Source organism: Anaerosalibacter massiliensis (assembly GCF_024623155.1).
Classification (GTDB): domain Bacteria; phylum Bacillota; class Clostridia; order Tissierellales; family Sporanaerobacteraceae; genus Anaerosalibacter; species Anaerosalibacter massiliensis.
Map to the genome: position 1 here is coordinate 168125 of NZ_JANJZL010000005.1, position 21188 is coordinate 189312.

At 28.1% G+C, this 21188-nt stretch carries 26 protein-coding genes and 1 pseudogene; 4 read left to right on the forward strand and 23 right to left on the reverse strand.

From position 1 onward, the window contains the following. Positions 1–15: 15 nt before the first annotated feature. The 19 genes and pseudogenes from NSA23_RS09590 to yedF all read right to left on the reverse strand — a co-directional run bounded on the left by NSA23_RS09590 (position 16) and on the right by yedF (position 14197). Positions 16–219 carry a helix-turn-helix domain-containing protein gene (locus NSA23_RS09590; RefSeq protein ID WP_246119168.1) on the reverse strand — a complete coding sequence of 68 codons (204 nt, stop codon included), beginning with the start codon at positions 217–219 and terminating at the stop codon, positions 16–18. After that, a pseudogene (locus tag NSA23_RS09595) lies at positions 212–298 on the reverse strand (IS607 family transposase); the annotation flags it as partial. The gene NSA23_RS09590 and the pseudogene NSA23_RS09595, both read right to left, overlap by 8 nt. A 117-nt stretch (positions 299–415) precedes the next feature. After that, a complete protein-coding gene (locus NSA23_RS09600) occupies positions 416–1540 on the reverse strand; it encodes a DnaD domain protein (protein ID WP_042679124.1) in 1125 nt (374 codons plus the stop codon). A 57-nt stretch (positions 1541–1597) separates the two neighbouring features. Next, the gene (locus NSA23_RS09605; protein WP_042679122.1) at positions 1598–2215 is read right to left on the reverse strand and encodes a GNAT family N-acetyltransferase; all 618 of its coding nucleotides are present in this window, start codon (positions 2213–2215) and stop codon (positions 1598–1600) included. Between the two features lie 53 nt (positions 2216–2268). After that, on the reverse strand, positions 2269–3483 hold the full coding sequence (locus NSA23_RS09610) for an FprA family A-type flavoprotein (protein ID WP_042679182.1): 1215 nt from the start codon (positions 3481–3483) through the stop codon (positions 2269–2271). A gap of 64 nt (positions 3484–3547) precedes the next feature. After that, positions 3548–4894 carry a replicative DNA helicase gene (gene dnaB, locus NSA23_RS09615; RefSeq protein WP_257490469.1) on the reverse strand — a complete coding sequence of 449 codons (1347 nt, stop codon included), beginning with the start codon at positions 4892–4894 and terminating at the stop codon, positions 3548–3550. A 4-nt stretch (positions 4895–4898) separates the two neighbouring features. After that, positions 4899–5348: a 50S ribosomal protein L9 gene (gene rplI / locus NSA23_RS09620; protein ID WP_042679121.1), complete on the reverse strand. Its 450-nt coding sequence runs from the start codon at positions 5346–5348 to the stop codon at positions 4899–4901. Then, a complete protein-coding gene (locus NSA23_RS09625; RefSeq protein WP_257490470.1) occupies positions 5345–7348 on the reverse strand; it encodes a DHH family phosphoesterase in 2004 nt (667 codons plus the stop codon). Before NSA23_RS09625 ends, rplI begins: the two co-directional genes overlap by 4 nt. Before the next feature lie 19 nt (positions 7349–7367). After that, a complete protein-coding gene (locus NSA23_RS09630) occupies positions 7368–8318 on the reverse strand; it encodes a YybS family protein (RefSeq protein WP_042679119.1) in 951 nt (316 codons plus the stop codon). Between the two features lie 11 nt (positions 8319–8329). Further along, entirely contained in the window at positions 8330–8653 is a 324-nt protein-coding gene (locus tag NSA23_RS09635; RefSeq protein ID WP_042679117.1) for a MazG-like family protein, read from the reverse strand. A 480-nt stretch (positions 8654–9133) separates the two neighbouring features. Next, the gene (locus tag NSA23_RS09640) at positions 9134–9649 is read right to left on the reverse strand and encodes an ECF transporter S component (RefSeq protein ID WP_050069707.1); all 516 of its coding nucleotides are present in this window, start codon (positions 9647–9649) and stop codon (positions 9134–9136) included. Between the two features lie 102 nt (positions 9650–9751). Then, a complete protein-coding gene (rpsR, locus tag NSA23_RS09645) occupies positions 9752–9979 on the reverse strand; it encodes a 30S ribosomal protein S18 (protein ID WP_081915158.1) in 228 nt (75 codons plus the stop codon). Positions 9980–9996: 17 nt separating this feature from the next. After that, positions 9997–10437 carry a single-stranded DNA-binding protein gene (locus NSA23_RS09650; protein ID WP_042679113.1) on the reverse strand — a complete coding sequence of 147 codons (441 nt, stop codon included), beginning with the start codon at positions 10435–10437 and terminating at the stop codon, positions 9997–9999. A gap of 20 nt (positions 10438–10457) precedes the next feature. Further along, complete coding sequence (gene rpsF / locus NSA23_RS09655; protein ID WP_042679111.1) at positions 10458–10742, reverse strand: 30S ribosomal protein S6; 285 nt, start codon at positions 10740–10742, stop codon at positions 10458–10460. A gap of 148 nt (positions 10743–10890) precedes the next feature. After that, positions 10891–12090 carry an aminotransferase-like domain-containing protein gene (locus NSA23_RS09660; protein WP_042679109.1) on the reverse strand — a complete coding sequence of 400 codons (1200 nt, stop codon included), beginning with the start codon at positions 12088–12090 and terminating at the stop codon, positions 10891–10893. 143 nt (positions 12091–12233) lie between these two features. After that, complete coding sequence (locus tag NSA23_RS09665; protein ID WP_042679108.1) at positions 12234–12446, reverse strand: DUF951 domain-containing protein; 213 nt, start codon at positions 12444–12446, stop codon at positions 12234–12236. Between the two features lie 13 nt (positions 12447–12459). After that, positions 12460–13311, reverse strand: a complete 852-nt coding sequence (locus tag NSA23_RS09670) for a mechanosensitive ion channel family protein (protein ID WP_042679105.1) — start codon at positions 13309–13311, stop codon at positions 12460–12462. A 10-nt stretch (positions 13312–13321) separates the two neighbouring features. Further along, entirely contained in the window at positions 13322–13591 is a 270-nt protein-coding gene (locus NSA23_RS09675) for a putative Se/S carrier protein (protein WP_042679103.1), read from the reverse strand. A gap of 12 nt (positions 13592–13603) precedes the next feature. Further along, positions 13604–14197, reverse strand: coding sequence for a sulfurtransferase-like selenium metabolism protein YedF (gene yedF / locus NSA23_RS09680; protein ID WP_042679101.1), 594 nt, complete (start codon positions 14195–14197; stop codon positions 13604–13606). Positions 14198–14491: 294 nt separating this feature from the next. On the opposite strand from yedF, the gene NSA23_RS09685 reads away from it, so the two are divergent. From NSA23_RS09685 to NSA23_RS09695, 3 genes are read left to right on the forward strand one after another with little or no spacing between them, the layout of a single operon-like run. After that, positions 14492–14893, forward strand: a complete 402-nt coding sequence (locus NSA23_RS09685; RefSeq protein ID WP_042679098.1) for a hypothetical protein — start codon at positions 14492–14494, stop codon at positions 14891–14893. Between the two features lie 14 nt (positions 14894–14907). Beyond that, complete coding sequence (locus NSA23_RS09690) at positions 14908–15273, forward strand: DUF2089 domain-containing protein (RefSeq protein ID WP_042679096.1); 366 nt, start codon at positions 14908–14910, stop codon at positions 15271–15273. A gap of 16 nt (positions 15274–15289) precedes the next feature. After that, a complete protein-coding gene (locus NSA23_RS09695) occupies positions 15290–15661 on the forward strand; it encodes an SHOCT-like domain-containing protein (protein ID WP_042679094.1) in 372 nt (123 codons plus the stop codon). 24 nt (positions 15662–15685) lie between these two features. Here NSA23_RS09695 and NSA23_RS09700 read toward each other — a convergent pair whose 3' ends face one another. Genes NSA23_RS09700 through NSA23_RS09710 form a run of 3 tightly spaced genes read right to left on the reverse strand, consistent with a single transcriptional unit; the run spans position 15686 to position 18149 of the window. Continuing rightward, positions 15686–16315: a hypothetical protein gene (locus NSA23_RS09700; protein ID WP_042679092.1), complete on the reverse strand. Its 630-nt coding sequence runs from the start codon at positions 16313–16315 to the stop codon at positions 15686–15688. Between the two features lie 24 nt (positions 16316–16339). After that, entirely contained in the window at positions 16340–16954 is a 615-nt protein-coding gene (locus NSA23_RS09705) for a CvpA family protein (RefSeq protein ID WP_042679090.1), read from the reverse strand. A gap of 16 nt (positions 16955–16970) precedes the next feature. Next, entirely contained in the window at positions 16971–18149 is a 1179-nt protein-coding gene (locus NSA23_RS09710; RefSeq protein ID WP_257490471.1) for a DUF5711 family protein, read from the reverse strand. A 104-nt stretch (positions 18150–18253) separates the two neighbouring features. Between NSA23_RS09710 and pdxR the strand changes: the two genes are divergently transcribed. Then, positions 18254–19723 carry a MocR-like pyridoxine biosynthesis transcription factor PdxR gene (gene pdxR / locus NSA23_RS09715; protein WP_042679087.1) on the forward strand — a complete coding sequence of 490 codons (1470 nt, stop codon included), beginning with the start codon at positions 18254–18256 and terminating at the stop codon, positions 19721–19723. Positions 19724–19762: 39 nt separating this feature from the next. Here pdxR and NSA23_RS09720 read toward each other — a convergent pair whose 3' ends face one another. Further along, the gene (locus NSA23_RS09720) at positions 19763–21151 is read right to left on the reverse strand and encodes a GntP family permease (RefSeq protein ID WP_246119166.1); all 1389 of its coding nucleotides are present in this window, start codon (positions 21149–21151) and stop codon (positions 19763–19765) included. Positions 21152–21188: the final 37 nt, after the last annotated feature.

The following is a 21188-nucleotide window of genomic DNA, read 5'->3' on the forward strand; positions in this document are numbered from 1 at the left end:
ACTAAAATTATTTAACTATTTATATCTTTTAGTTTGTTTTAATTTTGTAAATTCTTTTCTTAAATCTTTATCTGAAATAAATTTACCACCATTTTTATAATTCTCTTGCTGCCTATTCAATGTCCAGTTATACGCAAATCTTGCCACTCCTGCTGATTCAAATAATTTAGTTTTTTGTTTGTTATTTGGTTTGAGTTGTACTTTAATGCCTCTAATCACCTTTAGCCAACTCCTTAATCATCTTCTTAGCCTTATTAGCTCTTTTGCCCTGAAGTCTACAACTGAATACGGTTATTATTTAAAAATTCTCCTATTTGATAATATTTCATAAATACCACCTCTTGATTAAGATTTACTACAGACATTAATAAAAATCAAGTATGTTTTATAAAGTATTATAATGTTTTGTTGACTGTTAATCATCCCCTTTAATTTTAAAATAATATTCTTCTCTTTTTTTTCTTGCAATTTCTTCTAATTCGTCGGAACTATAATTGGAAGTCCTCTGCTCAAAATTATGAAATCTGGTTTTTACTGGTCTTCCAGTAGATCTAACCTGCCTTTTTGTTCCTGATTTTCCCTGTTCATATGCCTTATCCTTATTTTCTGGCAATTTATCTTTCTTTTCAATATCATCTATAGTCTTTATTCCCTTGTTATACCATGAAGACAGTATTCCATCTATATAGTTAATACTTGGATTTGAAGTTTTATTAGTGTTCTCACAAGCTTTTAAAACTATTTCCAAGGAAAAACTATATTCATTAAACCATTTATCTATAACTTTCATTTGACTCTCTGTAGGAATTTCCTTCCTATAGCCTAAGTACTGCATTATTCTCTCATATCTATAATACTTTTTATCTTTTTTCTTTAATTGCTCTTGTAGAGCTTCTACATTTGTTATTCCAGAATCATACCAATTTCTAATTATTCCCTCTACATAGTTTACTTTCCTTATGCCCTTTTTTTCTACTGAATAAAAAAATGCTCTAACTATTATATCAGGATTCATATTATAATTATACATCCATTCTAGAACTTTCTTCTTTTCATTAGGGACTAATGGCCTTCTCATAATATAATCAATGGAATTAAACATTTCATTTATAGTTTTTATATTATTAGCTTCTATGAGATCTTTTTCAGAACAGGTATATGCTTTATTAGATTGAACATCTATATTAGAGTTTGAAGAAACAGGCTTATAATTATTTTTTATATAAAGCTGTTTAAGATTTAAAAACTTAATTCCATAATTATATTCATCTCTATCCTCTTTAGGGATCTTTTCTATTATACCTTTTTTATGCCAAAAATCCCAAGCTCTTAAAACATCTGAAAGAGGAATATCTAAATTTTTAGCAATAGTTTCATTATCAACTTTTATATCTCTATCTTTATCATAAGCATATTTAAACCCTAAAAGATATACCTTCACATATGTTCCATCTGCCATAGGCATAAAATCATTTATAAATATATTTTCTATTGGAGTATCCCCTAAATCTATTTCTGTAGTTTCCAAATTAAAACTCATTAAAGTTCACCTACTTTTTTAACTATCTATAACACCAGAAGCTCTCCAAGATTTATGCTAAATATTGTTTTTATCACTTTCTCCCCTTGTTTCACGATAAGTATTTCTATCTATCTTCATCTTATAAATATAATTATATATCTTATTCCATTTTATTACAAAACAACTTTCTTCATTTTTAAAATATGGGTTTTCCCTATCTATAGTTTGATCATGATATTTAGTAAGATATTTTTTATATTTTATAAAACCACAGTTTTCATAACATTTTATTGCTCTTTTATTAAAATTGGCTACTTCTAATAATAAAGTTCTCATTTTCATTTTATTAAAAAAATAATTTATAAAAGTTTTTATAGCATCTGTTCCATAGCCCTTATCTACATAATTTGGATCAAATACTATTCCCAAGGTCGCCTTCTTCCTAATTTTTCTTATACCCTTGATACCTAGATATCCTATAACTCTTCCCTCTTCATTATAAATAGCAAAATATTTTTTATTTCTACTATTTATTTTATAATCATACCATTCCGCTATATCTTCATATTTTGAGTAAGGAAAATTATAATCATTTAACAGGGGAGTCTCATGTTTTCCCCAGTCTTTCATATATATGGCATCTTCTAGTTTTAATGGGATAAGTTTAACTTTATTTCCTCTAATTATATCCATATCTAACCATCCTATTTTAGTAAACAATACTTCGAGGAAATTTCCTCGAAGTACTATTTTACATTTTCTACTAGTTTTTCGCCAAATCCTTTTCCATACTCATAAGCTTTTTCAAGTGCTTCATCAAATGGTATAAAATTAACTTTAAGCCCCTTATCATCATATAATTTTAATTTTAAATTCTTCAAATTGTCCTGTATAATCTTTACTGCTTCGCCGCTCCATCCAAAGGAACCAAAAGCTCCAGATAATTTGCCTTTATTAGTTATAGGATCTATCATAGAAAGAAGCTTGTAAATAGGCAGTAATGTATTTTGATTTATAGTGGTAGAACCAATTATTATTGCAGTACTTTCTTCTACTTTTTCTTTAATAATATCTAAATCCACTAATTCTACATCCATTGTTTCAACATCAACATCTCCTGCTGCTTTTATCCCTTCTCCAATCTTTTCTCCAATTTTTTCTGTATTTCCATATGCAGATACATATGGTATAAACACTTTATGTCTTTCTGGTTTTCTATCTGCTTGTTCTGCCATTTTTTTCGAACGTTCCACATATTTTTGCCAATTATCTCTTAAAATTGGACCATGTCCTGGACATATAATGTCTATGTCTATATCCTTTATTTTATCTATAGCTTTTAGCATATAGTTACTAAAAGGTTGTAGTATTACTTTGAAATAATAATCGAAAGCATCATCAAAGTCATCTACAAGGTCATCAAACATTCTCTCATCACAAAAATGACATCCAAAGGAATCACAAGTAAATAATATATTGTCTTCTTCTAAATAAGTGTACATAGTATCTGGCCAGTGCAAAAATGGTGCAGCTATAAATTTTAAGGTCTTATTACCTAAATCTAAAGTATCGCCATCTTTTACTACCATATGTTTGAAATCATCTTTACCTACCATATGCTTTAAAAAATTTATAGCTGGTCTACTACCTACTACTGTTGCATTAGGAGCTATTTCTAATAAATACCTTAAATTTCCTGAGTGATCTGGTTCTGTATGATTTAAAACTATATATTCTATTTCTTCTGGATCTACTACTCTCTTAACTTTATCTAAATATTCATCCTTAAAATTTTCCTTAGATGTTTCTATTATAGTCTTTTTTTCTGCATCTATAAAATAAGAATTGTAAGTGGTTCCATACTTAGTCTCCATGACCACATCAAAAGTTACTAATCCAGGGTCTAATACCCCTATCCATTTAACCGTATTATTTACAGATAAAATTTGTTTGTTATCCATAATATGCCTCCCTTCAACTTCCTCACCATATATACTTATACCCATTTTAGTCTCATTTAAAATTCTAGTCTCTATACTTTTCTAAGTTTACAAATTTAGTATATTGTCCCATCCAAACTAAATCCACAGTTCCTGTTGGACCATTTCTATGTTTTGCAACAATAACTTCTCCTATGTTTTTCTTATCTGAATCTTCATTATAGTACTCATCTCTGTATAGAAACATTACTACGTCTGCATCTTGTTCTATAGCTCCTGACTCTCTCAAGTCTGAGAGTATAGGTCTATGGTCAGATCTTAATTCAGGAGCACGTGAAAGTTGTGAAAGGGCTAAGACTGGACAATCCATCTCTTTAGCTAAAGCTTTTAAACCTCTTGATATAGAAGATATCTCCTGCTGTCTACTTTCATGAGGTGTATCTGACTGCATAAGCTGTAAGTAATCTATAACTACCAAATCTAATCCACTTTCTATCTTTAGCTTTCTGCATTTTGCCTTCATTTCCATAAGAGATATACCTGCTGTATCATCAATGTATATATTGGTTTCGGATAGTGGACCCATAGCTTCAATTATCTTCACCCATTCATCTTCATCAAGCTTTCCACTAATTATATTCTGTAAATCTACATGGGATATGGAACTTAACATTCTTTGAACTAATTGTTCCTTAGACATTTCAAGGCTAAATACTGCCACATTTGCATTCGCCTCCAATGAACTATTTAAAGCAATATTTAACCCTAATGCAGTTTTTCCCATACTTGGTCTAGCCGCTAAAAGCACTAAATCAGATTTTTGTAATCCAGAAAGTTTGTCATCAATATCTATAAATCCTGTAGTAAGTCCTGTAAGTCCATCACCTTTCATAGACATCTCTTCAATTTTTGTAAAGCTTTCTAATAGAACTTCTTTTATTGGGAAAAAACCATCATTATTTCTTCCTTGAGTTATATCAAATATATTTTTTTCTGCTTTTTCAATTATGGCATTTACATCTTCACTATCTTCATAGCTTTTAGATACTATTTCATCACAAGATTTAATAAGTTGCCTTAAGGTAGACTTTTCCTCTACTATCTTACAATAATACTCTACATTTGCTGTAGTTGCAACGCCACCAGAAAGGCTAGTTAAATAACCAATACCTCCAATACTATCTAATGTACCTCTTCTTTTCATTTCTTCAGAAAGAGTTATAAGATCTACAGGTTCATTTTTGTTATATAATTCAAGTATAGTTTCATATATTTCCTTATTGGCTTCTTTATAAAAATCATTTGGTTGGATTGTCTCAACAGCTGTATTGATAGCCTCTTTATCTACTATCATGGCTCCTAGTACGGACTGCTCTGCCTCTAAGCTATGAGGAGGTAATTTCCCTAAAACTTGAGCATCTATATTAACCACCTCTTTATTTCTCTTCTATAACTTTTACCGCAAGACTTGCTACAACTTCTGGATATATTTTCACATCTACAATAGTTGTCCCAAGAGTTTTTATATTCTCATTTAAATCTATTTTTCTCTTATCTATTTTAATATTATATTGTTTTTTAAGGGCAGCTGATATATCTTTTGATGTAATAGAGCCAAAAAGCTTTCCACCCTCTCCAGCTTTCCCTTTTATTTCTACACTATTTTCATCAAGTTTCTTTTTTAATTTTAATGCTTCATTATATTCTTCTTTCTTTTTCTTTTTCTCAACTTTTTTCTTTTCCCTTAAAGTTTTAAGATTCCCCTCTGTAGCTTCTATTGCTAATCCTTTAGGGAATAAATAATTTCTGGCATATCCATCTTTAGCTTCTACTAAATCACCTGCTTTCCCTAATGATTTTATATCTTTTAATAATATTACTTTCATTCTTCCTCACCTTCCTTTAAAAATTTATCAATTGAATCTATAAGCATTTTTTCAGCCTCATCAATAGTTATATCATTAAGTTGAGTACCAGCACTAGTTAAATGACCTCCACCACCTAATTTTTCTAATATTAATTGAACACTTATTTGTCCTAAAGATCTTCCACTAATATGAACTTTACCATTAGTTAAGGTAAGCACAAAGGAAGCCATTACACCATTGATATTTAAAAGGTCATTAGCAGCCTGAGCTGCTATCAGCACCGAATCATCAATATTTTCTTCTAATCTAGATATAGCTATCTTATCATGAACAATGAAAGCATTTTTAACTACATCTGCTTTTAGTATATAAGTGTGATAGTCATCTTTAAATAATTGTTTTACTGAAGTTGTATCTGCACCTGCTCTCTTTAAGAAAGATGCCGCTTCAAAAGTTCTTACTCCAGTTTGATAAGTAAAGTTTTTAGTATCTACACTTATTCCCGCTAATAGCGCATCTGCTTCAAATCTAGTTAATTCCATCTTATCTGTCATATAATATAAAATTTCAGTTACTAGTTCGCAAGCGGAAGAAGCATATGGTTCTAGATAAATAAGAATAGGGTTCTTTATGAATTCTGCACCTCTTCTATGATGGTCAATTATGACTACCTTATCTATCATATTCAATAGCTTTGGTTCTTCTGTAAAACTAGGTTTATGATTGTCGACCACTACTAAAAGAGATGATCTATTTGCCATGGCTAATGCTTCTTCTGGAGTTATAATTGCATCTAAATATTCAGGTTCTTCCTTCATCATTCTATCATAAATATTTTTAATAGATGGATTAGAACCTTTCAATACTAAATAGCCTTTTTTATTCCTATTTTTAACTGCTCTTAATATTCCAATTCCAGCTCCAAAAGAATCCATATCTGCATTTTTATGACCCATTACAAATACTTCTTCAGATTGGTCTATAAGCTGTCTTAATGCATGGGATATAACTCTAGATTTAACCTTATTTCTCTTTTCTACTGCTTTAGTTTTACCTCCGTAAAAGCTTAATTTATCATTATCTTTTAAAACAGCTTGATCTCCTCCTCTTCCTAGTGCAATATCTATTGCTGCTTTTGCATATTCATAGGACTCATTAGGAGTTTTGCCATTTATCCCTATGCCCATACTTAATGTAATTGGAATCTTATTTCCTAAATCTATTTCTCTTATTCTATCTAATATATGGAATTTCTTACTTTCTAATCGGTTTAAATATTTGTTTTCGAATATAATCATATATTTATCATTTTCATATTTCCTTACAAATCCATTTATACTTGAAGCAAAAGCATTGATATTTTTGTCTATTTCTGCAAATACAATAGGTCTATTTACTTCATCAGTATTTCCCCTAACTTCATCATAATTATCTACCTGAGCTATACAAACAATTGTATCTTCGTCAATATATCTCTCCTTAAGTAATATAAAATCAGTATTATCTATCCAATATAACATAGCAATGGATTTTTTAGAAATTGTCATCTTTTTATTATCAACCATATTATAATATATTTTATAATATTTTTCTTTAAATCTCACCTCTATAGGTCTCTTATCTTCTTGGTCAAAAATATCTTCTATCTTTATTCCTGGTATTAAATCCCCTATTTTCTTGTTTAATATTTCTTCTTCAACCATAGTTAAAAATTTTGTGTTATACCAATTTATAGTACCATCTTCTTCTATTATAATAAGGGGAACAGGCATATTAAACACTGCACGTTCAGTTAGAGAGTTAAATTTTTCTTCTAATCCCTCTACATACATAGTCCATTCTTCTTTTCTAATACGCATATCCTTAAAATAATAATATACTAGGTATATGAGTACCAAAATACCGAAGAAAGCTATTAGTGGCTTATACAATGCTAAAATAACCACTAATATTGATATAATAAATAAAGATACTTTCATATCTGGTGTAAGAAATTTAAAATAATTTTTTAACTTCATAAATATCCTCCTAAAGGAATTATACTTTCCTTCTTATTCTTCTAAAATCAAATATTATATCCAAAAATCCTATAATAGAAATAATTGGATTTAAATGAACAGCTAGTATTGTAAAAATTATAATAATTCCTCTAATTACTTTGTTTAATTTACTTTTATTTAAATAAAATATTATTACAGATAACCCCTCTAGAAAAAAGAAAAAGGAAACTATTGATGTTACATTTATAAGTATGGTTTTATAATATGGTATTTTTAAAATTTTTATTATAAATACTCCTATATAAATTACTATTGTTCCTAAAATAACATTATCTGGCAATTTAAAATAAGAAAATTTAGGTACAGATACTATTCCATATCCTATTTTTCTAAGAATATATATTGAAATTAAACTATTTAAAAAAGCAGTGAAAACTGAGAATATAATTACAGTTGATGGTAACATTAAAACTATATATTCATATAAATTTTTTAAAACATCTTTAGTTTCATTTATCTGAGAAGAGCTAATTCCTCTATCTTTTAGTAAATCCATTTGAAATTTTATAGCTTGTGAAAAAGACTCTTCCAATTGTTTTACAAGACCTACTCCAGTTACTTTTCCAAATAAAATCATAATAAATATATAAGAAAGTATCCCTACAATAGTTGTAGATAGTAGAATTTGTTGAGAATTTCTCCTTTTTTTAATAGAATAGTTTAAAACTATACTTATAGGTAAAAAAGCTATTAATATAAATAGTCCTGTAGTTTTATCTATGACTAATCCTAAAAGTAAGGTAGATATTATCATGCTACTTATGTTATATTTTATACCATTCCTAATTCCTAGTATTACAAAAGAAATAGGAAAAAGTATACCTATTATAGGTAAAAAATATATAGCTATCAACATATATATTGTAGATATACCAATTGCTAAAATAGACTCTAAAAAGGGTTTACTATTATTGTTTGTTTGATTCAAAACCTTCACTCCTATTCTTTTCTAATACCAAAATTTTCTTTCAACTCACTTAAATCTCCATACCATTGTTCTACTTTATGTTCTTCTATCATTCCAAGTTTTATTTTGTTTTCTATTTTTAAATTTATCATATCATAACTTAGACCTAATCTCTTACCCAATAAGTATGAAACGAGTATTATATTTGATATTATATCTAATATATCCTCTTTTGCATTCTCAACTCCTTTTGCCAGAAGTTCAAATAATTTAGCTATAGATGTTAATAATTCACATTTTAACCATTCAATCATTTTAACATTTTTAATAATATCTATATTTTTACCCTTTTTCATATCCACTTCACCCTCTACTTTTAATTATTCCTTGGCAAAAAGCCTTCCACCTATAAAAAAGGGGATAAACTGCCAATTCATTGTAGTTTTTATAATAGGTAGACTCAACACATATCCTTGAACTACAAAACAAGTAATTGCCCTTACTCAATATTATAAAGTTTTTTTAAATTTATATGACTGTCCCCCCTCAGAACATTTTACATACACTCGACAGAGCAACGGACTAGGGTATCATCCGAGGGTGTCATAGCCTAAATAATGTAGTCGACTTACCATGGCTAACCATGTATTGAAAGACTTAAAGTAGACAGCTAAAGCTTTTGCAAGCTTCAACTTCAAAAGTTATTAGACTCTAAGGGGTGGACAGTTGATTTTGGCTAAAAAACAAAAAAGTCCTTTTAATAAATTAAGTCTTATTTAAAATAATACAGAGTAATAGAGAGTATGTCAAACAAAAAACCTTTTATACTTTAGTATTTAAGGGCGGAAAATTATATTTTTAGGAAGAAATTTTTTAACTATAAAAGCTAAAAATCCTCCGATTAAAGCAGTATATAGTTGAGGAAGAGAGAAAGCTATTATTATTTTAGATGGCAATTCTACAAAAAAGCCTACTAAATACCTTATTGATATAGTTAAAAACAAATATTTTATAATACTAGAAAAAACAATAGCTAAAATTTCCTTAGAAGGATTTAACCTTTCTTTAAAGAAATTAAAAAAGAAAACATATAAACTATTTCCAATCATTATAAAAGGTACTATAGGAAAAAATGGAACGATTCCAAAGAAAAATGCAATTAAAGGAGTAAGCAATCCTACGATTATTCCAGATAAACTTCCTACTAGATATACAGTTATAATAAGTACAAAATTAACTAATGGACCTACTAAAGGCTGTCCAATCCCTTTTAATCCAATTTGAAATACTAGTGCTATTGCCAATGACATGGCTGTTTTTAATATAAACTTTGTCGTTATTTTTTTACTCAAATCATCATCCCCTTTAAATTTAATGCTTTATTTGTATAAAGAATATACTAATTAGAACTTTTTTTCAATTAAAAAAAGAGAGCTCTCACTCTCTTTTATTATCTAGTCTGCATTATATGGAAGTAATGCAACTTGTCTAGCTCTTTTTACAGCTTTTGTAAGTTGTCTTTGATGTATTGCACAATTTCCTGTGATTCTTCTTGGCAATATCTTTCCTCTATCAGATATATATTTATTAAGTTTGTTTATATCCTTATAATCTATATGATCAACTTTATCTGCACAGAAACTACAAATTCTCTTTCTTGATCTATATCTTTTTTGTACCAAATTTTTCCCCTCCTTTTTTAGAATGGAATATCGTCATCATCTACTGGATGAAAGCCTTCTATATCTGGAAAATCCGAATCGTTACTGTTATAATCTGAACCTCTGTTCCCATTATCAGCGCCCCACTCTAAAAATTGAACTCTCTCTGCAACAACTTCTGTCACATACCTTCTAGTTCCATCTTTAGCTTCATAAGACCTTGACTGCAATCTTCCTTGAACAGCTGCAAGCCTTCCCTTAGCTAAATAATTAGCACAATGTTCAGCTTGCTTACCCCAAACAACAATATTTATAAAATCTGCCGTTGGTTGCCCTTTAGATTCCATTTCTTGTCTTTTTTCTTTTGATATTTGTTTGTCTATTGCTAAACTAAAATTAGATACAGGGGTTCCATTTACTGGAAGAAATCTAAGCTCAGGGTCCCTCGTAAGTCTACCAATTAATACTACATTATTCAAAAATAACACCACCCTTAGCCTTATTTATCTTCTTTAATAACCATATGTCTCATAACATCATCAGATATTTTGGCTACTCGATTAATTTCGTCAATAACTTCTGGTTTTGCCTCAAAATTAAGTATTACATAATAGCCATCCGTATAGTCATTTATCTCATAAGCAAGCTTTCTATTACCCCATTCATCAATATTGGTAATAGTACCATCTGATTCAATTATCCCTTTAAATTTGTCTAGGAGAGTATTTCTTTTTTCCTCTTCCATATTTGGCACAAAAATTAACACTGCTTCGTATTTATTCATATTTTCACCTCCTTGTGGCCTAACGGCTCTAATTATAATTAGAGCAAGGATTCTATAGAATTATAACATTTATATTTTTATTTTGCAATATATTTGTACAAAAAGCTATCTTAGAATAGTTCTAAGATAGCTTTAATTAATTTATACACTATGCTTTTTGAGTTTCTTTCATCATATCTTTTATAGCATCTGCAAGTCTTTTAATTCCTATTTTTATTTTTTCCTCATCCATATTAGAATAGTTAAGTCTCAATGTATTTTCATTGCCTCCGTTTGGGAAGAAAGATCCTCCCGGAACAAATGCTACATTTTTTTCAAGAGCTTTAACTGCTAAATCTCTTGCATTCATATACTCTGGAAGAACAACCCATGTAAACAATCCTCCTTGAGGATTGGTAAATTTAACTTCCTCTGGAAACTCTTCTTTCATAGTATTAATCATTATATCTCTTCTGTTCTTATAAACTTCCTTCAATTTTTCAATATGTTTTTCTATATCATATTCTTCTAAAAATTTAGCTATTTGCATTTGAGATATGGTACTAGATTGTAAGTCTGAACCCTGTTTAGCAAGAACGTATTTATTAAGTACTTCTTTTTCTGCATACACCCAGCCAAGTCTTAAACCTGGACAGAATATTTTAGAAAATGTACCTAAAAATATGACTCTACCTTCGGTATCATAATGTTTAACAGATGGATAATATTCTCCTTCAAATCTTAATTCTCCATAGGGATTATCTTCAACTATTGCTATATTATACTCATTTGCCAATTCTATAAGTCTTTTTCTTCTTTCAATGGACCATGTTCTGCCAGAGGGATTTTGGAAATCTGGTATTACATATATAAACCTAACTCTATCATTATTTTTTAATATATCCTCCAATTCTTCCATTATCATACCATCTTCATCTGTAGGAACTCCAATAAATTTAGGTTCATAAGCCTTAAATGCATTTATTGCGCCCATATAACTAGGACTTTCACAAAGTATTATATCACCTGGATTTATAAATATCTTTGCAGAAAAATCCAATCCTTGTTGAGAACCACTAGTAACTAATATATTCTCTGGTTTAGCTTTAACACCTATTTTCTCCATTCTTTTTGTTATTTGTTCTCTCAATGGCTCATAGCCTTCTGTAGGTCCATACTGTAAAGCAGCAGTACCTTGTTCATCCGATACCTTTAAAGATACCTTCTTCAATTCCTCCACTGGAAATAGTTCTGGTGCTGGAAGACCACCAGCAAAAGAAATCACCTCTGGCTTTTGAGTAAGCTTTAATAATTCACGAATTTCTGAAGCTTTAATATTATCCATACGTTTAGCATACCTTAAACTCACAAAGAGCACCTCCTATTTAAAAAACGTTTTCCTGTTCTATAAAACGCTTTGTAATTTATATTTTATCATTTTATAAGTAAGTTGTCTAATTATAATTTACAAAAATACAGCTATAACTTTGTAATAATCTGGTTACAACAATATTAACTTTTATTAATACTTTCCCATTTGCCATCTTTATATATTTTTCTAACCCTTCTTTCAAAATCAATCCTAGGTATCCAAATTTGTCTCTCACACCCTAAGCATTTAAGTTTCATATCTATTCCAGTTCTTAAAACTTCCCATTCATTTGTTCCACAAGGATGTTGTTTTTTTAAAGAAACTATATCTCCTACATTATATTTTTTAATCATAAAAACCCTCCTGTTAAACCTTTTTTTCAATAACTACTCTTTTTGGATAAGGTATTTCTATATTTTCATTATCAAACTCTTCTTTTATTCTTTTTCTTAAAATCCTTTCTATTCTCCACTGTTCCATAGCATCTGTCTTAGCTACTATAGTTAAAACTATATCATACTCACCTAATTTAGAAACTCCTAAAACTGTAGGTCCTTCTACAATACTATTTTCTGTATCTTTTAATTCCTTACAAATTTTCTCTAAAACTTTCATAGCCTTATCTATATCTTCTTCATAAGATATGCTTACTTCTACTAATGATCTCATAGCTCCTTTAGTGCCATTAGTAACTATTTGTATATTGCTATTGGGAATTATATATAGTTCACCAGAAAATCCTCTAATTTTAGTAACCCTAAGCCCCATTTCTTCAACTATTCCTTCATAACCTTCAACTTTTACATAATCTCCAACAGAAAATTGATCTTCAAATAAAATAAAGAAACCAGTTATAACATCCTTTACAAGACTTTGAGCTCCAAATCCTATAGCTAATCCTCCTATACCAGCTGTAGCTAGTATAGAAGTAGTTTTTATACCAAATAACTCTAACGCTGGTACAAGTCCTATAAAATAAAATACATATTTACTCAAATTCTTTAATATAGCTGCAAGGGTATTAGCTTTTTTCTCATCCACGCCAAATTTAAGTCTACTTTTTCTTTCCATGGATTTATCTATTATAGTATTGAAAATCTTGATACCTATCTTTACTAGTAAGAATATTAAAGCTATTTTAATTAGTTTGCCTAATATAGTTAAATCTTCATTTTTATTTATAAATATGCCCTTTAAAAATTCTAAAGTCCCTTGCATTATATCTCTCCTAACAACAAATTTTTTCTATATGATTTCTACCATTTTCTTTCCAAAATTTATATATACCTTTAATAGCTAATTTGTTTTTATTAATTATTTCTTTAATTTTGTTTATATCCTTTAAATAAAATTTAATAGAAAGGCCACAACTAGAAGTTATTTCTCTAGGTGTAGGTATAGTTTTAAAATCTAATCCTATACTCTTAAATAATTTCTCCCCTTCTATAGCATGATGTGTGGATTCAAAAGTTAAAATTCCAAATTGTTTAGCTATCATTATAACATACTCCTAACTAATAGTAATAGTATTTGTAGGATTTTTTAATTTTTCTAATATAGTGTACATGTTAGTTATGCCACCTACTTTTAGCTTATCTTGAATCTCAAAGAAATCTAAGCATGTACCACAAGAAAGTATTTCTACTCCCTCTTCTTCTAATTTCTTTAAATCATCAATTACCTCAGAACCTTCACAAGTTAAATGAACTCCTCCATTATAAAATACTAATGTAGCTGGATATGGAATTGATTCAGTTAAAGTATAAATAAAACTTTTCATAAGTATTTTTCCTAATTCTTCAGAACCATTTCCCATAGTAGAAGAGCTAATGGCAATAGTCATATCTTTAAATGTATCAGGAATACATACATTAGCTTCTTCTGCCTCTCCCTTAGTTATTTCAATATAGAACTCACTATCGCTTTTTTTATCTACTTTAAATTCATAACCTGAACTCTTTGCTAGTTTTGATACATTTTCCTTTGCTACTTCATTATCTACAATGGTCAATACTATACCATCACTTATTCCATCTAATGCTTTCTTAGTCATTATAACAGGTTTTGGACAAGCTTCTCCCCTTGCATCTACTTCTTTTCTCATTAAAATTCCTCCTTATTATCTAGTATATAGATATATTATACTAACAAAAATGGATATTCACATTAGTTATAGATAAAGTATATAATTCTTAATTTACTATATATAAAATCTATAGTCATCTTAATTTTTTATTTTTATAAACTTAATATATTTAATAAAAACATTAATATATTTAAATATATAATTGACATTATAAATAATAGATAATATAATATTATTAAATACATTATTTATTATACCCTTAAAACTTCATATGACAAATTTATTTAAGGTATTTTATAAAGGAGGGTTTTTTTGGGAAATAGCATTAGCGAAATTCTTAAACAGGTGGAACAGGGGAAAATTAATTGTGAAAAAGCTATTAAACTAATAAAAAAGGAATCTGTTAAAACAAAAAAGATTAAAAAAGCTTCTAAATTAAAAATATTTATAAAAGATGAAGAAGATAATACCTATATAAATTTACCTAGTATACATTTTTGGTTTTTAAAATCTTTTTCTAAAATAGGAATAATTATAGCTAAGTTTTCATTGAAAAAGAAAAAAAATATAGATAAAGATTTAAATACAGCATTAAATATATTAAATGAAATAGATTTGAATTTAATCTTTAAAGAGTTAAAGAATTGTGGACCTTTTAATTTTATATACGTTCAAGAAGGAAAAGATACTGAAATCAAAATAACTGTTTTATAAGAAAGGTGATAAAAATGAAAAAAGAAGTTATAGGCAAATGTCCTGTTTGTGGAAAACCTATGGAAGTTACTAAACTATCTTGCAAGTACTGTGATACTCATATAGAAGGCCATTTTACTTTATGCAAATTCTGCAAACTCTCTGATGAACAAAAATATTTTATAGAAGTTTTTATCAAAAATAGAGGAAATATAAAGGAAATAGAAAAAGAACTAAGTATATCATACCCTACTGTACGAAATAAATTAGAAGATGTTATAGAAGCCTTAGGTTATAGTCCTGAATATACCTCTAGAGTAAATAAAAAAGAAGTATTGGAAAAACTTAGTTCTGGTGAAATAAATTCTCAAGAAGCATTAAAATTATTAAAAAATCAATAATAGAGGGGGGCTTTAAATGTTCGAAGAAAAAAAGCAAATTCTTAAAATGGTAGAAGAAAATAAAATAACTGCAGAAGAAGGACTTAGTTTATTAAATACTCTAGAAGAAAATGAAGAAGTAGAAGATATTGATCAAAATACTCCTAAATGGCTAAAGATAAGAGTTATTGAACCAGATAAAGACACAAAAGTCAATGTAAATGTTCCTATTTCTCTTGTAAATATAGGAATGAAAATGTCTCATAAATTTGTTCCTGAACTAAAAGATGCTGGACTAGATGAAAATGATTTAAAAGAAATATTAGAAGCTATTAAAGATGGTGCCCAAGGAAAAATAGTAGATATTGAAAGTGAAAATGGAGAAAAAGTAGAAATAATAGTAGAATAATCCTGACTAGTCAGGATTATTCTACTATTTATTATATTTAATCATATTATAAATTATTTTAATACCTATACCTATTAACAATAAAGGCCATAGATAGGATATAAATCTCCAAAATCCAAATTTCATGTAAGTCTTTGATGTAAGTAAAGTTAATAAAGATAGTGCAATCATTATAATAGATAGGGTTTTTGGCCATTCAGTACCTAGTCTTCTATATTCTAATAAGTAAATAATATAAAAGGCTATTGATAAAAATAAGAAAAATACCCAAGCTGTGTCTTTAATAAAAATTTCATCTATGAGAGAATAAGTTCCTATAGCTGGAAGTAAGCATCCAAAAATAAGGTATCCTCTTGTTTCATATTTAGAATACATATTTAAGGAAATAATCCCTAATATCCATAAGAATACAAATCCCTTTATATTCACATTTGTAAATGTATACTGATCTATAAGAGATACTACTGATATGGCAAGAAGGACCAATCCTGCGGATAAATATCCTAATTGCCTTTTATAAGCATAAACTAATAAAAATATTACAGATAATATTAAAATTAGCCAATTAAAAGAAATAATATTTAAGTTTAAAAGAAGAAAAACTATGCCTACAAGTACCAGAACTATTCCAAATGTATAGTCTCGCTTCTCCATAAAAAAACCTCCCTAAATTACATTTTATATGATTTTATGAAAAACTGAGCTTTTATCTATATCAAAAAAATCAATAATTATATTGTGATTTTTAAAATATCCTGAAAGCATAGAATTTTCTACAGCCTTAGGTATAGCTCCTTGAGGATAAATAGATTGTATAGGTGTAATAATTGCAAATATTAAATATAAAATAAGTACTCCTCTTATTAGTCCAAATAAGAATCCTCCAAACCTATTTAACTGTTTCAAAATAGGAGCTTTAAATAAGAAGGAGATAAATCTTTCTAAATATCCTAATAACCATCTAACTAATAGGTAAATTATTAGAATTGAAATTATATTTATTCCTATCTTTGTTAAACCTTGGGAAGCTATATTATATAATGGACCTTCACCTTCTTTAATCTTCCCATAAAATAGTATATTTATTATTCCTCCAAAAAACTTTTCAAAACCTTTATGCAAAAATGGAGTTTTTATTATATATCCAGAAAGAGCTGGATAATAAAGCTTTGCTACATATATTGATACTAAAAGCCTTAAAATACTAAATATTGATCTAACTAGTCCTATTTTTGTACTTCTAATAATGTTTATAATTATTATAAATATTATTAAATAATCTACCCAATTCATAATTATTCACCATACTTTAATTATTGTTTTTTTCTACAGACATTATGTTCACTCTGTCAGTAGTAATTAATATAATATTTGAATCTCTTGTAAGTACTCTCTCTATCTTTTCTTTGCTATCATATTTTAAATTTTTCCTTCCTCTATTAAATCCTATAATTTCATGATCTCTTATTAATAATATTTCTTTATTAAAGCCCTCTACCTTTTTATAATCCTGCTCTAGATGTATACTGTTCTTCAATTTATTATCATATGAAATATTTTCTAATGTATTTGTTGTCAAAATATATATATCCTTATTCTTTTTATCTACATACATATCCTTTATAGGATCTAGCTCTCTTTTCCATGAAACTTTTCCATCTTCTATAAAATATAATTTACTATCAGTAAAAACCGTTATACTGTTTTCATCTACAAATTCCATAGAGGTTATAATTTCTTCATGAAAATCTAAATCTGAAATATATTCTCCCTTTCCCTTATAAAATATCAACCTACTATTTAAATCCCCATCTCTTATACTAAGTGTAGACAATGCAATATAATCTTCATCTCTATTAGAAATAAAATTAACTAATCTTTCACCATTAAGCGGAGTACTCATTTGAGTTACCCCTTCTTTATCTATAACAGTTAGTTTTTCTCCTTCTTCAGATTCTAATGTAATGAATATAAATTCATCTTTCTCCACTATATTTTTTATTTGTGTTTTAAATTCTATTCTTTTTATATTCTTGCCATTTAAATCTAAAAAATATAGATCTCCTGTATTACTTTCACATACATAAATAGTATCTTTACCTAAAAATACTAATGGATTGTCAAAATCTATCTTTTTTTCCCACTTATTTGTTCCATCATTATTTATCCCTATAAGAGATTTACCATTCCATTTTATCAATAAATCATCATAAAATCCAATCTTATCTCCTGGCATAGTAGGATATTTTTGTATCACCTGAAGAGTTTTATTAGAGTCTTTTAGCAAATTACTCTCTATAAAATCTCTATTTAGTATAATTATTGTAGCAAAAATAAAAATAAGAATAAATAATTTAATTTTTTTATTTTTATTATTATTTCTTTTAGCTATATTCTCTTGATTAACACCTCTGATACTTATTTGATCCATATTTTCTTTTTCAAATTTCTTTTTATTATTTGCCTTTACATTCTTTTTTCTGGACAAAAGTTTCCCTCCTTTATTTTTTATTTTACACTAGTTTTTATATCTGATATAATTATTGTATCGGTACATTTATAATACAATAATTATTTTTTGGAGGCTAAAGTATGAATAATAATATAATAATACAATTAGATAAAAATTTAAATAAGCCTTTATACCTTCAATTAGCAGATAATATAGAAAAACTAATAAAAGATGAAGTTTTTCAAGAAAATGCTAAACTTCCTTCTATTAGAAGTTTAGCAAAAAAGTTGAAGGTTAACAATATTACCGTAGTAAATGCTTATAAAATTTTGGAACAAGAAGGATATGTATATTCTAAAAAAGGAAGCGGTACCTATGTAAACAGATTAAACAAAGATTTAGATATTAATTATCTAATAGATGAAAATATGGAACTTATGACTAGTGGAATATTATCTCTTTCTGAAAATAGTATAAATTTTGCTAGTGTATCTCCAACTCCAGAACTTTTTCCTGTAGAAGAGTTTAAACAGGTTTTAATAGAAGTTTTAGACAGGGATAAGGGTAAAGCATTTGTATATCCAGAAATTAATGGATATGGCCCTCTTAGAGAATCTATATCCTATTTTTTAAAAGATAATTATCATATGAATGCAGCTGCTTCTCAAATACAAATTATATCTGGCGGTCAACAGGGAATAGATTTATTAGCAAAGACTTTAATTGAACCTGGTGATTATGTTTTCTTAGAAAATCCTACTTATTCTGGAGCCGTTGCTGCCTTCAAATCGAGAGGAGCCAATATTATAGGGATTCCTATGGAAAATGATGGAATAGATTTAGATATATTAGAAAAGTATATAAAAAAATATCATCCTAAATTTTTATATACAATGCCTAATTATCAAAGTCCAACTACCTATTCCTATAGTGAAATAAAGAAAGAGAAACTTATAGATTTAGCTTACGAAAATGAATTTTATATAATAGAAGACGATTTCTTATCTGATCTATCTTATGAAAAAAAGAAAATTCCTTTAAAATCAATAGATATATATGATCAAGTTATATATATTAAAAGTTTTTCTAAGATTTTAATGCCAGGGTTAAGACTAGGATTTTTGACAACTCCTAAAAAACTTTTTAAGGATATAATAAAAGCAAAACATACTGCAGATATATCTTCTTCTGGATTTATTCAAAGAGCTTTTGATCTCTATTTAAGAGAAAATTTTTGGAAAGAACATATAGAAAGAGTACAGAAAGATTATAGTGAAAAATATAATTTGATATTAAAAGAAATAAATAGTCTTAAAAAATATGGAATAAGGTTTAAAGAGCCTAATGGAGGACTAAGCCTTTGGTTAAAATTACCTAAAGATATAAATTGTATAGAGCTTTATAATGAATGCGCTAGCAATAATGTAATTATTGTACCTGGAGAAATATTCTTTATTGAAGGACACAATGAAGAGACTAATTTTATCAGATTGAGCTTTGGCTCTGTAAATAAAGATAAAATAGTTGAAGGAATAAATATAATTGAAAATTGTATAGCCAAGTTAAAAGGTGGAAATGATGATAATACTAAATTCATTCCTCTTATATGAATAAACCCCTTGAAATTAAGGGGTTTATTCATTATCGTATTATACTACTCCGAAATTTCCAAGTACTATAGCTATTATAGAAGTAAGCATTGGTATAAGTACTGAAACTACAAAAATATATCTATAAGATTCCTTATGAGTCATTCCACAAACTGATAACAATGTTACAACAGCACCATTGTGAGGTAATGTATCTAAGCCTCCACTTGCCAATGATGCAATTCTATGGAGTACTTCTGGACTTATACCTGCCTGAGAGGCCATAGTTAAATATTGTTCTGATAGTGCTTCTAGTGATATACTCATTCCCCCTGAAGCTGAACCTGTTATACCAGCTAGAACATTAACTGATATTGCCTCTGAAATAAGTGGATTTGAGGATACCCCTAAAATTGCATTTTTAACTATTTCAAATGCTGCAAGAGACCCTATAACATTTCCATATCCAACTACTGAAGCCGTATTTATAATTGTTGGAAGAGATTCTAATGTTCCCTTATTAAGATTTTTTAAAATACTATCAAAGCGCTTTCTGTTTAAAAGTATTGTAAGTAAAATAGCTACAACTAATGAAATTATTAAACTCCAAGTACCAGATACTGTTTGTAAATCAGTGCCAAATTTTTCTAGATATGAACCATCAATTTTTGGATAAACTACTCTTCCTAATATATAATTAAGAACTAAAACTACTATTATAGGTGTTATTGAACTCCAAAAAGGTGGTAAACTTTCTTCTGTTGTTACAGCTAATTCTTCATCTGCTTTTTCGAAACCTTCTCCTTTTCCTTGAGATTTTTTAATTTCTCTATTTAAATAAATTATACCTGCTGATACCATAATAATTCCTGAAACTATTCCTAACATTGGTGCTGCATATGCATCTGTTCCAAAATACTGCATAGGTATAGCATTTTGTATCTGAGGTGTTCCCGGAAGTGCCGTCATAGTAAAGGTAAAAGATCCTAATGCAATTGCTGGTGGAATAAATTTCTTAGGTATATTCGACTGCTCAAATAATGAAGCAGCTATTGGATATACTGCAAAAGCCACAACAAATAGTGAAACTCCACCATAGGTTAAAACTCCACAAGATATTACTACTGCAAGAAGTGCTCTTTCTTTTCCAAATTTCTCTGCTACACCATGGGCAATGGCTTTTGCCGCTCCTGATTCATCCATTAATTTTCCGAATATTGCCCCTAATAAAAATATTGGAAAATACGATTTTGCATAATTAGCAAATGCCTTCATAAATACTTCTGTATAGGTTGCCATCAAATGTGCATCTAATCCTGCACTTAATAATGCTGCTAATAATGCTAAAATAGGGGCTAATAGAATTATGCTTGCACCTTTATAAGCAAGATACATTAATAATACTAAAGTTAGTATAACTCCTATTACTCCTAACATTAAACTTTTCACCTCTCCATTTAATATATTTTTTACTTCTCATAACTTT

What these genes read in the sequence shown, in the direction of transcription:
- NSA23_RS09665 (WP_042679108.1), bottom strand. Translation starts at nt 12,446, where the DNA reads ATGATTAAAAAATATAATGTAGGAGATATAGTTTCTTTAAAAAAACAA.
- rpsF (WP_042679111.1), bottom strand. Translation starts at nt 10,742, where the DNA reads ATGAATAAATACGAAGCAGTGTTAATTTTTGTGCCAAATATGGAAGAG.
- NSA23_RS09690 (WP_042679096.1), top strand. Translation starts at nt 14,908, where the DNA reads ATGAAAAAAGAAGTTATAGGCAAATGTCCTGTTTGTGGAAAACCTATG.
- NSA23_RS09610 (WP_042679182.1), bottom strand. Translation starts at nt 3,483, where the DNA reads ATGGATAACAAACAAATTTTATCTGTAAATAATACGGTTAAATGGATA.
- NSA23_RS09695 (WP_042679094.1), top strand. Translation starts at nt 15,290, where the DNA reads ATGTTCGAAGAAAAAAAGCAAATTCTTAAAATGGTAGAAGAAAATAAA.
- yedF (WP_042679101.1), bottom strand. Translation starts at nt 14,197, where the DNA reads ATGAGAAAAGAAGTAGATGCAAGGGGAGAAGCTTGTCCAAAACCTGTT.
- NSA23_RS09700 (WP_042679092.1), bottom strand. Translation starts at nt 16,315, where the DNA reads ATGGAGAAGCGAGACTATACATTTGGAATAGTTCTGGTACTTGTAGGC.
- NSA23_RS09600 (WP_042679124.1), bottom strand. Translation starts at nt 1,540, where the DNA reads ATGAGTTTTAATTTGGAAACTACAGAAATAGATTTAGGGGATACTCCA.
- NSA23_RS09625 (WP_257490470.1), bottom strand. Translation starts at nt 7,348, where the DNA reads ATGAAGTTAAAAAATTATTTTAAATTTCTTACACCAGATATGAAAGTA.
- pdxR (WP_042679087.1), top strand. Translation starts at nt 18,254, where the DNA reads ATGAATAATAATATAATAATACAATTAGATAAAAATTTAAATAAGCCT.
- NSA23_RS09605 (WP_042679122.1), bottom strand. Translation starts at nt 2,215, where the DNA reads ATGGATATAATTAGAGGAAATAAAGTTAAACTTATCCCATTAAAACTA.
- NSA23_RS09670 (WP_042679105.1), bottom strand. Translation starts at nt 13,311, where the DNA reads ATGCAAGGGACTTTAGAATTTTTAAAGGGCATATTTATAAATAAAAAT.
- rplI (WP_042679121.1), bottom strand. Translation starts at nt 5,348, where the DNA reads ATGAAAGTAATATTATTAAAAGATATAAAATCATTAGGGAAAGCAGGT.
- NSA23_RS09705 (WP_042679090.1), bottom strand. Translation starts at nt 16,954, where the DNA reads ATGAATTGGGTAGATTATTTAATAATATTTATAATAATTATAAACATT.
- NSA23_RS09635 (WP_042679117.1), bottom strand. Translation starts at nt 8,653, where the DNA reads ATGAAAAAGGGTAAAAATATAGATATTATTAAAAATGTTAAAATGATT.
- NSA23_RS09675 (WP_042679103.1), bottom strand. Translation starts at nt 13,591, where the DNA reads ATGATAGCTAAACAATTTGGAATTTTAACTTTTGAATCCACACATCAT.